A 12,380-nucleotide genomic window follows, 5' to 3' on the forward strand; every position below is an offset into this window, starting at 1 on the left:
ATCGGAAGAGTACACTTCCAGTCATCGGAAGAACACTCTTCCGGTCACCGGAAATGATTTATTCTATTTCCGGCCTGTCGCTTCCTCCAACTGTCAGCACGTAGGGGAAACGGTTGCGGCGGGGTTCGCTTACTAAAAATTTTGTATTACCGCTTGACTGGGTTGCAATTTCCAGATAGTAAGTACCGGCTGCCAAAGGCGGAATGATGAAAGAGAAATAGGATGGATCGTTGCGTAACAATGAGGCTACCGGAACCTTTGTCTCTGTTTTGTCTGCTATGGAAATAAAATAGAAACCGACTTCTTTCCCTTCTTCGCCGATAATTCTTACGCGGTTTCCTTCCCCGTTCAGGCCGCCTCCCGGTGTGATCTGATTGTTTACGCTTCCTGTCGTTACATCTGTCACTACTGTTATGACCGGTAGACCCTCAGATGTTCCGGAGATGATGACAGTTATATTGTCGAGATCTTTTTTTAGTTCGGCGAGGGGAACACTTCGTAGAACGACCTTGTTTTTCGTTTGATTGAATTTCGCATCCGGACCGATGAACGGGCCGTCAGCTCCTAATGAGTTAGTCGTAAAACCAAATTCTACGGTAGAAGCATTGTATAATTCGATTTTTGCCTGTTCTTTCAGGGCGTTGTAAGCACTTTCCAGTTCTGAGGCAGAGAATTTACTGTTTGCTGCGGCTAACTGGCAAAGAGCTTTTATGTCTCGGTTTGCCTGATAAACAATATTACAAGTGAAGTCGTCTTCGCGTTCAGTCAATTTGTTCGGTGTTAATTTTCCTGTAATGCTGCGCATTTTAGGTTCTGTTGCTGCCATATTAATATTAGTTTATTTAGTCCTTGGAGAACTAAGTACTTTAACGAGGTTTTATTTACTTTTGAAGTAGATTGAACTCTTAAAATGGTGTTTGACATGAATTAGCATGCACTTATAGAGATGAAATGTTAATTGATTTAGTTAAAAAAACGATATTTCAAATAAATATTATTGTTATTTAAAATTAATCTATATTTTTGCGGAGTAAAACAACCTTAGTTCTCCAAGGACTAGGGTTGTTTTGTTTTGTAATGTAAATGATTCAAAGTGTCTGGTCGCCTTGTTTATTCTAGGGGTAAATATTGTGTTGATTTTATTTTTATAAATAATGTTGTCTGTATTGTGATTTTTTTTATATGTTTGCGAGATTCTTGATTGGAGTTTTGGAATATATATTATGAATTCATTTAGTTACAATAGAAAATTTCTTACCATAGGCTGCATCTAAGAGAATAGGTGGGAAGATGTAGCCGTGTTTTTTAACCACGCATTATATATTCAGTTGTTTTAATCTTCTAATACATTTATACTATGAAATCAAGTGTCTTATATTTTATATTGATTATGGCTGTTTTAGTTGGCTGTACAAATGATAATGAACCAGTATTGGATCAGGTTATTAATCAAAATGAAGTAAATATCAATCAATTAAAGCAGATAGCAGCAAGTTCCGGCTGGCGTGTTTCTCCGAAAGTGGAGATAGGGGATAGGACAACTCCGTTGACGGAGGCGGAGATAAAGAATTTTCAAGAAGATTTGCGCAGCTATTCTGGCTATCCTAGGAAAGAGGAACGGGAGATTGAAATAGTGCTGGTTGGGAATCAGTATACATTTTTATTACCGTTTACATCGGAACTTATAACGAAGGCAACGGGTGGATCTACAATAGTGTATGCTACTTATGGGTATTGTTTTGGAAATACTTGTAATCAGGTTCCGATAAAAGTTTTTTATGATTTGGATGAAAATGGCAATATAACTTATGCTTTCGGTGGTACTAGTTCTGATTATAATCTTTGGAGTAAAGAAGGTATAGAATGTGGCTTTTGTAATAAACTGATACTATATTCAACTGCATATTATGAATGTAGCTGGAGTAATGAAAGCGTTGCTCTTACGATATGGGCAAATCAACAAACGTATTGGAATTGGACAGGTTCGATTTCCCATAGTACTTCAACTAGTCACAAACATTTTATGATAACTGGCTCTGTTAATATAAAAGGTGGCTATACAAGGTTTGAAACAGAAGATGTTGGAGAAGGAGCTTGGTCTCCTATTATTACAACAGGAATATAGTAGAACAAACAAAAGTAGTCGATCAAATTGAAGAATTTTTCGACTACTTTTGTTACTACAATAATAAATCTATTCTTTGACTATCATCTCTTTCTCGAAGCGTATAAGTTTGCCATTTTGAGTACCTCCTTCTATAACTACTGAATAAGGACTATCTCCATCTGCCGTGTAAAATTCGACAAACGCTTTCCCTCGTCTATTGGTTTGGATATAAGGATTCCAGTAGATTGTAGTACGTAAATCGTGACTCTCGCTGTTTTTCAGTTGTGGAGTCTCATACTTGGGAGAATAGAAAGCCACCGGTTTCTGATGGCCCAGTAACTGTACTTGTTGTATGTTTTTGGGCATGTAATCGTATGGTTCTGCTTCTTTTTTTAATGTAATGGCGATAAAAGCTGATCCGGTCATAGGGAACCATGCTAATCCTTCTGCGGCTTCTTTGTTGTAGTCGATTTGTTCAATATCTCGTAATTGTAATGTCTCTAATATCATTTTAGCAGTTTGTGTATCATAAATTGGAAATCCATTTAAAATGATCTGAATAGGCTTTGGAATAGGACCTCCTAGTTCCTTTATTTGGAATAAACCTTGTGGTAGAGCTATTAGTCCAGGTAGTCTGGATGCTAAAAATGTGGGAAGCTCTATCATCGAAGACTGTTTAATATCTTCCTCTTTGATGGTTATAGCACTAGGGATACTTTCATAAGGTGTCTTATATACTTTTTTTCTGGCTGTTACCATAACATCTTCCAAGAATATATTACGTATGCCGTTTTCGTATGTCATTCTTCTGTTTGTCTTGTCCAAAAATTCAACTGATGCCGGAAGATCGGAATAGATGTAGTTTGCTGTACATTGGGCGCTATAAGAATGGACAGGCCATATTTGATCGGCTTCCGGAAAGGTTTCCGGGTCGAGCGACAACAGTACATTCCTGCCATTCTTTTTTGTTGTAGCCTGTATGTTGTAGATCGTGCTGTCCGGGAACTCGAAAAAATCGAACTCGAAGCTACCGTCTTCTCCGGCATGAATCTCTTCCAAAACCCTTTCTTTGGGGATATGGATTTGTATTTTGGCATTGGCAATCGCTTTGTTGCCGACCAGCCGTTTAACGGAGCCGGTAATTCGTTGACTGGCTTCGGGGAGGATAGCCGGTTGCTTGTAGTCGGCTGTCAATGCGTTTTCTACATTATATTTTCGCCATCCTTGCGTCAGCATCAGCAGGTCGAGTCCTTCTTTACGGGCATTATCGTCTCCACAAAAGTACCATCCCGGATCTTCGATATATCCTTTCAGATCGGACGAAAGTAAAAGAGATGTATATATTGTATATGAGGAATCAGGTAAGACATCGGCATTGTCGGTGACGGCGAGAGAGAAGTTCCCTTGAACAGGTTTACCTTCTGCATCCTGTAATGTGATATCCAGATGTACTTTTTCCCTTTGGGTATATGTTTCCTTATCAGTCTGTATATGGGCTGTAACTTGTTTTTCAGATTGAACGAATACCTGGCGTTCGCTGATTATTTGACCTTGTGAAGAGAGTAATAACAAATGTATGATGCCGGGCGAGAATGCCTTCTTATCGATACTGATCCGGTGGGTCTGGCGGAAAGGTTGTACGAATAGCGGGAAACCTCGTTGGTGGATTAGCAAAGTCTGTGTTTCGTCGGTTGCGATTCCGTTGGAGTAAAGGATATTTATATGATAGTCAGAGTAGCTTTCTTCTATATTCAGTGTACTTATGTTCATTTCGGGGGCAGGCAGTTCAAAGCGTTTTTCAACACCGGTTTTAGAGATGCACTCTGCATAATATTTTTTACCTGTTTCCGGAATCCAGCTGAAGTACCCCATACCGGCATGTAGCGTTTGGAAAGAGCAGATTTCTTTTCCGGCTTCGTCTTTAACAGTTCCGGTTATGTCTTCAGATAACCCGTAAGTATTTAGAGCTTTGAAAGCCATTGTCGATGAAACTCCGGCAGGCAGGTTTCCTCCTTCAGGCAGGAAATCGACGTGGTAGTCGTTGGCCGGAAGCGAAACGGGCAGGAACTGCTGGAAGTTTGCTGCTTCCAGTTTGATGACTTTATGTTTATATTTGTCCGGAGATATTTTGAACCGGGATTGTTTTCCCTCTGTCCAGTATTCAATTTTGCCGTTTTCGTCGTAAATGGATACGTTTTCCATTGAAATTTCTTCTTTTGTGAGGGTATTGGTCAGTCCGATCAATCCTTTAATTGGGTTTTGTTGTGGCTTCCCTTCAAAAGTGATGGTTGTTGTCAGAGAGTGGCTGAAAGGGGAAACGATGTGTATAGGTTTGCGGAAAAAGTATTCCTCTCCGCTGTTCGTCATGTAACGGGTATAAGCCCTTATGATATATTCTCCGGCGGGGATATCTTCCTCCAATGGCAGATAACCATAAAACAAGCCGTCTTTATCCTCTCTTATTTTGACTCTTGAGACTACGTTCCCAAAAGGATTGATAAGTTCGGAATAGATATAGCGGCTGGTGGTTTCCGGTTGGTTGTTAACGGCATTCACCAGATATGCCCTGAACCAAATCGTATCACTGCAGGCATAGGCCGATCTGTCTGTATGTACATGAATTTTTTCGTTAGGGAACAGGCTGCTTTGCTGCCAAAGTCTATTGCTGATAGTATCTGGGGATAAATTGTTCTGGGCAACGGAGACGAAGGTTGTCAGAGTAGATAATATAAGGTATACGGCTTTTTTCATAACATTCTTTATTTGCTGTAAATATGCAAATAAATATTTTATTTTGTCACCAATTTACTTGTGACATTATAATTTAACCGGAATCTTTAAAGTAAACCGGCTCCCTTTCCCTTCTTCTGACGAGATTAGGATATCGCCTTCCAAACGTTCGGCAATCGTTTTGCAGATGGAAAGACCCAAGCCTGTTCCCTGGGCGAATTCGTCTTGTTTATAGAAACGTTCGAATACTTTTTCGATGGCTTCCCGGGAAATGCCGATACCGGAGTCTTCTACATAGATATAGACATTGTTTTCTTCTTTTCTGAATTCATATCCCAGTTTGATATATCCTTGTTTGGTGAATTTTACTGCATTATTGATGAAGTTCGTGATCACTTGGGTAAACCTGAAACGGTCGACATAGACATTGATCTCTGCGGAAGGTGCATCTTTAATAAACTGAATATGCGGGGGAATAAGTAACAGGTGCGTCTGGTAGATTTCATCGATCAGATCATTTAACCTGAATGTTTCGAAGTCAAATGTCATGCGGCCCGATTCGATACGGGATAGTTCCAGGATATCATTGATCAGTTTTAAAAGCAGATCGCTGTTTTTATTGATCGTGTCTTTAAATGTCTCTTTCTCCTCTGGTGTAAGATCGCTTTCCTCCTGCAGCAGATTGGAAAAGCCGACGATTGCATTTAAAGGAGTCCGTATTTCATGACTCATATTTGCCAGGAAGGCAGATTTCATTTTATTGGCTTCCTCCGCCTTTTCCTGTAAGACCTTCAACCTGTCTTCTTTATCCTTGAACGATTGTATGTTCAGGCACAAACCTATGACTGTCTGTTCAGCGTCAGCCTTATCTTCTCCATGATTATAGCGTAATTCCCACCAACAATACTCTTTACTATTAAAATTGAACCGGCATTGGATGGTCGTTTCTTCCCATATCCCGGCGTAAATATCCCGGATGTGGCTACGTAAATGTTCCCGGTCGTCCGGATGTGTTATAGCTAATAAATCCGTAAGAGACATTTCCCTGGGATCGATATTATTGTCTATAAAGAAATCATCTTCAAAGATAAAACGTCCTTTTTCCAGTTTCCAGGCGTATGTATTACCTCCTTCCAATGCCAATCGGAGGAAACGTCTTTCCTTGAACAGGTTTGTTTGTATTTGTTTTTTGCGGTTGGATTCCAGTTTATACATAAGTATTAATTGGGCGATAATATATATGATCAGTAGCATGAATAAACTACCCCCGATGATCATCGCTTTATGATAACGCTCATAGAATGGAAGATTATAGATGACGCTACCTTCCGGTAAATCTTCTTTTTTAATGTTGAAACGTTCCATTTCATCCCAGTCGAAAGCATAGATTTTGGGACTTTCAATAATGGAATAGTTGGCAGGTGACGCGCCCTGTAAAATATCGGCGGTTCTTTCCGAAACGATATCTGTTTGGATATCCAAAGTCGTAAAATATCCTCCGGTAATACCTTTGTCATCGTTAAATCCGTTGTTGATGACCGTGAAATTGGGAACATTCGCCAGGCGGCCTATGGTCAGGACATCAAAATCGAGGATAATCTGCAGACAAGCCGTGTAAGGTTTGTTCTGGAAAATAGATAATAAACCTTTAGCTGAGAGGTAGGTCGTTTCTGTAGTGTATAATACAGATTTACCCGGTTCGCCAGGGCAAAGCTCTTCAGGATATTCATTCCTTTTCTGGTGATACAATCCGATTCGTAAGCTTCTGCCTGTGTCTTTGATCTCTTCCTGGATAATTCTGAACGATTCTCTGCTCATAAAGCGGGGATTCTTGAAAAACAGAATATTGGAAGGACCGTATAATTTCTCTATCAGTTCAATAGTCTTCATGTAGTTGGGCTTATCCCAGAAACCGGTAATGTTCGGATGTTGTTCCAGCAAGGACCAGTTAGGAAAGTTTACTCCCGAAAAGACAACAGGTTTAGTTTTTCCCAGCGGGTGGTTGCAAGCCATTAATGTATAAGTGGCCTGATCGTCGTTGACCAGAATGATATCGGGATTCCAGCTTTTAATGGAATCTAAATAATGATACATACGGTCATTCTCCTCCTTCTCATTATAACGCTCGCAATCCAGATAGAATGTTTGTGTATCTATCTGAATATCCTTTTTCTTCAGCTTTTCGGCAATCAGATCACTAAATCTGGAATATGTATTGAGATCCTCCGTATAAGACTGGAGGATGAGAGCTTTATAGGGGGAGTTGCTACCGGCAGCCTCTATATAATCCTTTATTCCAACGGAGAATAAAAGAAAGAACAGCAATATGTGCCAAAAACGTTTCAAGAAATCTTCTATTATTAGCCCTGATAACTGATTAATATGATAACATTACAACAAACAGTGCTATGCCTGCAATAATATAGGACATAACACTGCCGTTCTATTTCTTGTTATGAGTTGGCAAAGATAATTAAAAACCTAATAGAATCAACGCTTATCGATTCTTTGTTGCTTTTTGTGGGTAATCCGGATACAACAAGTACTTTTTTCGCATTTCTTTATACTTATCCAATTCCGGTTGCCAGCTGTCCCGGATCTCTTGCTCTGATAATCCCCTGACAATCTGATAGCGGAGTTCCTTGGTTCCGGCGAGCAAGTCGAACCATTGCGGGCGGGAGAAAAAGAAAGCCTGTTCATTCCCTGCCTTATTATAGAAATCGAGGAAGAAATGGAGTGTCAACCCTCCTTCAAAAGGGTATTCCCGGAGATCGACGCCATAACATTCTTTGTCCTTTTGTAATGGATTGGTATCAAAGCCGGGTAATGAAACAGGGGTGAATGCAAAATCACCATATTTTCTGTCCGGAAATCCGATAACCTGGAACGGATAATAAGTTCCGCGCCCGATACTGATATTGGTCGCTTCGAAGAAACATAACGACGGGTACAGCCGGATTGACTGGTCGTTCGGCAGGTTGGGAGAAGGCTTGACAGGAAGCCAGTAAGGATCGCCATGTTGCCAGTTTTCCATTTTAACGATATGGAGCTTGCAGCTGTCCGGCGAACTTTTCAACCAGCCTTCGCTGTTTATCATCCAAGCCAGTTCTCCGACTGTTAAGCCGTGTAATAATGGGATAGGATCGACACCTACAAACGACTCAAAACCTTTCTGACGGACCGGCCCGTCTACAAAATCATTTGGGTTCGGACGGTCGAGCACGATAAACTCGACGCCATTTTCAGCACAAGCCTCCATGACATAATGCATTGTACTTATATAAGTATAAAAACGGGCACCTACATCCTGGATGTCGAAGACGATAACGTCCAGTCCGCTTAATTGCTCGGCTGTCGGCTTTTTATTTTTTCCATAGATAGAGACGATTGGGACACCCGTTTTCAGGTCGCGGCTGTCTTTTACCTCTTCTCCGGCATCGGCAGTGCCACGGAAACCATGTTCAGGGGCAAACACTTTTTTTACATGGATACCCCGTTCCATCAAAGCATCCAGTAAGTGTTTCTGCTGTTTTTCCAGGATAGATGTCTGGTTCACAACCAATCCGACTTGTTTATCTTTCAATAAGCGGGTGACCACATCCATACGCTCGGCACCCAGAACCAAAGCCCCCTGGGTGGTTGTAGCCTGTAGTTGTGGCATGAGTAATATGCCGATAAACCAAAGTGTAAGCCTGAAAACTGTTTTCATAATCCGTATCCTACTGTTTTATTGCATGCAAAAGTAGCAAATGTTCGCCTTATTAAAGCTATGAAACGATTAAATGTGTTTATATTTAACATGTTTGCCTTGAACTATCACGCTTCTTTTTATGTTGGATAATTACAAACAAAAAGAATAATCATATGGCAACAAGACTTCCAAAAATCAAAGAAAAAGCGAAAACCGAAGCTTTAGTGTTAGATCATAAAGATGAACGGTATCCTGTGCAACAGGTGGCAACGGATGGTAAAGTGACAAAAAAAGAGGTGAAAGAGGCGGTGAAGGAGATCAATCCCGATTTGAATAGCCTGGGCAGCAGAGGATAGTTTTTATTCGCCGGATAATGATAGTCAATATAAAATATCTGTATCTTCGCAGTCGGATTAAGAATAAAGCGTAGATAAAATGAATCCTATTGATATTATCTCAAAATATTATCCGGCAGAGTCGGATGCTTATCATATATTGGTTACCCATAGCCGGAGTGTGACGGATAAAGCATTGAGCCTGGCACACATGCATCCGGAAATGAACCTGGATATTCCTTTTATTGAAGAAGCGGCTATGCTTCATGATATAGGTATCTTTTTGTGCAATGCACCGGAAATAGGTTGCTTTGGCGAGGCCGAATATATCTGTCATGGCTATCTGGGCGCCGATCTGATGCGTAAGGAAGGTTTTCCGCGGCATGCCCTGGTTTGTGAACGGCATACCGGGACCGGTATTACTGCTGCAATGATAGAAGAGAGGCATCTTCCGCTTCCTTCACGTGTAATGGTTCCGGTATCGTTGGAAGAACAACTCATCTGTTTTGCCGATAAGTTTTACAGTAAGACAAAACTGGATAAAGAAAAGCCGGTTGAAAAAGTAAAACAGAGCCTTTCGAAGTATGGAGAGGAGACCGTTATACGTTTTGATAACTGGTGTAAACTCTTTTTAGGGGAATAAAAGCTAAAGGGCTCATTAATTTATTATACATTTGCACGCTGTAACGATTCAGTTGACAGTTGACAGATGACTTCGTTTTCACCTGTCAACTGTCATCTGTCAACTGTCAACTTAATTAATGAGACACAGAGGGCTATTTATCCTATTATATTTCCTCGCCGGGGCTTTGATGATGTATTCGCAGGAGCTGGTTGCCCCGCGGGATACCGTATTGCCTTTAAATGGGGATACGATAGTTCCAGCCGTCACGGACAGTACGGTCCTTGCCGCCGATTCTACCCAGTCCAAAAAGGTCGGGCTCGATGCTCCGGTAGTTTATCAGGCAAAAGACTCTATGGTCATGACTGCCGGAAACTGGGCATATCTGTACGGCGAAGGAGATGTCAAATATCAACAGATCGGGTTGCAGGCTGAGAATATCGAAATGAGCCTGGACAGTAGTCTGGTATTTGCCAAGTTCGGTCTCGACTCCATTGGCGATGAGTTCGGTTATCCCTTGTTTAAAGACGGCGATCAGGAGTACGAATCCAAAACGATGCGTTATAACTTCAATACCAAGAAGGGATATATTACCGATGTGATTACCCAGCAGGGAGAAGGCTTTGTTACTGCCGGACGCACCAAGAAGATGGATGACGATGTCCTGAATATGGTGGGGGGTAAATATACCACTTGCGACGAACACGATCATCCTCACTTTTATATCCAGATGACCAAGGCAAAGGTCCGCCCCAAAAAGAATATCGTGACCGGGCCTGTTTATATGGTGATCGAAGATGTTCCGTTGTATCCTATCGGCTTGCCGTTCTGTTTCTTCCCTTTCTCCAGTACCTATTCCTCAGGTGTGATCATGCCGACCTATCAGGACGATTCCCAGCGTGGTTTCGGTTTAAGGGACGGTGGATATTATTTTGCGTTGAGCGACTATATCGATCTGGCGGTAACCGGAGAAATCTATACGAAAGGTTCCTGGGGGCTTCAGGCGCAGTCTTCCTATAAAAAGAGATATCTTTTCTCCGGTAATTTCAATGCCGCTTACCAGGTTAGTAAGTTCGGAGATAAAGGGCTGGCCGACTATAGTTTGACGAAGGACTTCCGGATAAACTGGACGCACAGCCAGGACCCTAAGGCGAATCCGTACCGGACATTCTCCGCAAGTGTCAATTTTGCGACTTCCAGCTTCGACCGTAACAGTGCAATGGGTATCTATAACCCGAACACGACGAACAATACAAAAGGTTCCAGTATCAATATCACGCAACGTTTCCCGAATAATCCGCTGACTCTTTCGGCAACCATGAACGTGAACCAGAATTCCAAAGACTCGATGATCTCTGTGACCTTGCCTGACCTGACCATTACTTTGAGCCGTATATTCCCGTTTAAGCGGAAGAATCCGGTAGGTAGAGAACGTTGGTATGAAAAGATATCCATGAGTTATTCCGGATATTTCAGGAATAGTATTACGACAAAAGAAAACCAGTTGTTCAAATCGAATATAATAAAGGACTGGAAGAACTCGATGGAGCATAGCATTCCGGTCAGTGCGACATTTACAGCATTCAAGTATATCAATATCTCTCCTTCGTTCAATTATAAGGAAAGTTGGTATACCAGCAAGATCACAAAGCAATTCGATCCGCAGTTGAATACATTGGTAAACCGCGATACGACTTACGGATTCTATCGTATTTACAATTATAATGCCTCTTTGTCTGCCTCTACGACTTTGTATGGTTTTTATAAACCTCTTCCTTTCCTGGGCGATAAAGTACAGATGATCCGTCATCGTTTCGAGCCTTCCGTCAGTATCAGTGCGGCACCCGACTTCGGTGGCAGTATCTTCGGCTTCTATGATCATTATCAGTATATCGATTCCAATGGCGATCCGATCGATTATGTTTATTCACCTTTTGCGCATAATGGTTCTATCCCGAGCGGAAAGCAGGGAAGTTTGAACTTCTCGCTGGATAATAACGTCGAGATGAAGGTCAAGTCGGATGCGGACAGTACCGGTTTTAAAAAGATCAGCCTGATCGATAAATTGTCATTAGGCATGAGCTATAATATGGCGGCGGACTCTTTCAAATGGAGTGACTTATCTGTCGGATTACGTTTGAAGTTCTCAAAAAGTTATACATTGAATCTGAACGGAACATTTGATACCTATACCTATGGTGCGGATAAAAACGGTAATCCGGTCAGATTGGATATCCCCCGTTGGAAAGCAGGTAAAGGTATCGGCCGTTTGCGTTCGACAGGAACCAGCTTTTCCTATACATTTAATAACGATACGTTCAAGAAGTGGTTCGGTGGAAAGACGGACAGTAATATTCCCGAGGAAAATGCGGGTGACGGCGAACTGGAGAACCTGACAGCAGAAAATCAGGAAGGAGAGAATGCCGATGCCGAGGGAACACAGGAAGGCGGACGTTTACGCGGAAAGAAGAAAGATACAGGCGAGTACGATGCCGATGGTTATCTGATCTCTAAGATACCCTGGAGCCTTTCCTTTAATTACAGTATGCAGCTGCGTTATGGCGATTTCGATCCGAACCGGTTGGAGTATAAGTATAAGCTGACCCATGCGTTGAGCTTTAACGGAAATATTCAGCCGACGAAGAACTGGAGTTTTAACTTCAATGCGACATACGATTTCGATAATAAGAAGATTTCGTTCATGACCTGTAACGTGACACGTAACCTGCACTGTTTCCAGATGTCTGCAAGTTTTGTGCCGGTAGGCCCCTATAAATCATATACATTCTCTGTTGCGGTAAGCTCTTCACTGCTGAAAGACTTGAAGTACAACCAGAGCAGCAGCGCCCGTGAAGGACAGGATTGGTATTGATCGGTAGTGCAAAAAGAAATAAA

The 12,380-nt window shown here is 41.7% G+C and carries 8 protein-coding genes; 4 read left to right on the forward strand and 4 right to left on the reverse strand.

From position 1 onward, the window contains the following. Nucleotides 1-58: 58 nt before the first annotated feature. Nucleotides 59-826: a DUF4469 domain-containing protein gene (locus DWW23_RS17890; RefSeq protein WP_122354726.1), complete on the reverse strand. Its 768-nt coding sequence runs from the start codon at nucleotides 824-826 to the stop codon at nucleotides 59-61. Nucleotides 827-1,357: 531 nt separating this feature from the next. On the opposite strand from DWW23_RS17890, the gene DWW23_RS17895 reads away from it, so the two are divergent. Beyond that, complete coding sequence (locus DWW23_RS17895) at nucleotides 1,358-2,125, forward strand: hypothetical protein (protein ID WP_147382627.1); 768 nt, start codon at nucleotides 1,358-1,360, stop codon at nucleotides 2,123-2,125. A 69-nt stretch (nucleotides 2,126-2,194) separates the two neighbouring features. Here the strand turns inward: DWW23_RS17895 and DWW23_RS26775 are convergent, their stop codons facing one another. The 3 genes from DWW23_RS26775 to DWW23_RS17915 form a co-directional block, all read right to left on the reverse strand. Beyond that, entirely contained in the window at nucleotides 2,195-4,858 is a 2,664-nt protein-coding gene (locus DWW23_RS26775) for an MG2 domain-containing protein (protein ID WP_233564381.1), read from the reverse strand. 66 nt (nucleotides 4,859-4,924) lie between these two features. Then, nucleotides 4,925-7,183, reverse strand: coding sequence for a sensor histidine kinase (locus DWW23_RS17910; RefSeq protein WP_122354730.1), 2,259 nt, complete (start codon nucleotides 7,181-7,183; stop codon nucleotides 4,925-4,927). A 151-nt stretch (nucleotides 7,184-7,334) separates the two neighbouring features. Then, the gene (locus DWW23_RS17915; RefSeq protein ID WP_122354732.1) at nucleotides 7,335-8,546 is read right to left on the reverse strand and encodes an exo-beta-N-acetylmuramidase NamZ domain-containing protein; all 1,212 of its coding nucleotides are present in this window, start codon (nucleotides 8,544-8,546) and stop codon (nucleotides 7,335-7,337) included. A gap of 155 nt (nucleotides 8,547-8,701) precedes the next feature. Between DWW23_RS17915 and DWW23_RS17920 the strand changes: the two genes are divergently transcribed. The 3 genes from DWW23_RS17920 (at nucleotide 8,702) to DWW23_RS17930 (ending at nucleotide 12,357) form a co-directional block, all read left to right on the forward strand. Beyond that, nucleotides 8,702-8,884: a hypothetical protein gene (locus tag DWW23_RS17920; protein ID WP_122354735.1), complete on the forward strand. Its 183-nt coding sequence runs from the start codon at nucleotides 8,702-8,704 to the stop codon at nucleotides 8,882-8,884. Nucleotides 8,885-8,963: 79 nt separating this feature from the next. Beyond that, nucleotides 8,964-9,506 carry an HDIG domain-containing metalloprotein gene (locus DWW23_RS17925; protein WP_122354737.1) on the forward strand — a complete coding sequence of 181 codons (543 nt, stop codon included), beginning with the start codon at nucleotides 8,964-8,966 and terminating at the stop codon, nucleotides 9,504-9,506. 118 nt (nucleotides 9,507-9,624) lie between these two features. After that, nucleotides 9,625-12,357 carry a putative LPS assembly protein LptD gene (locus DWW23_RS17930; RefSeq protein WP_122354739.1) on the forward strand — a complete coding sequence of 911 codons (2,733 nt, stop codon included), beginning with the start codon at nucleotides 9,625-9,627 and terminating at the stop codon, nucleotides 12,355-12,357. The last annotated feature ends 23 nt before the right edge of the window (nucleotides 12,358-12,380 follow it).

Origin of the sequence: Parabacteroides sp. AF14-59, from assembly GCF_003479515.1 — a bacterium.
Taxonomy (GTDB): Bacteria; Bacteroidota; Bacteroidia; order Bacteroidales; family Tannerellaceae; genus Parabacteroides; species Parabacteroides faecis.

Excerpts from the sequence above, each read along its gene's own strand:
- DWW23_RS17920 (WP_122354735.1), top strand. The coding sequence starts at position 8,702 with ATGGCAACAAGACTTCCAAAAATCAAAGAAAAAGCGAAAACCGAAGCT.
- DWW23_RS17925 (WP_122354737.1), top strand. The coding sequence starts at position 8,964 with ATGAATCCTATTGATATTATCTCAAAATATTATCCGGCAGAGTCGGAT.
- DWW23_RS26775 (WP_233564381.1), bottom strand. The coding sequence starts at position 4,858 with ATGAAAAAAGCCGTATACCTTATATTATCTACTCTGACAACCTTCGTC.
- DWW23_RS17915 (WP_122354732.1), bottom strand. The coding sequence starts at position 8,546 with ATGAAAACAGTTTTCAGGCTTACACTTTGGTTTATCGGCATATTACTC.
- DWW23_RS17890 (WP_122354726.1), bottom strand. The coding sequence starts at position 826 with ATGGCAGCAACAGAACCTAAAATGCGCAGCATTACAGGAAAATTAACA.
- DWW23_RS17895 (WP_147382627.1), top strand. The coding sequence starts at position 1,358 with ATGAAATCAAGTGTCTTATATTTTATATTGATTATGGCTGTTTTAGTT.
- DWW23_RS17930 (WP_122354739.1), top strand. The coding sequence starts at position 9,625 with ATGAGACACAGAGGGCTATTTATCCTATTATATTTCCTCGCCGGGGCT.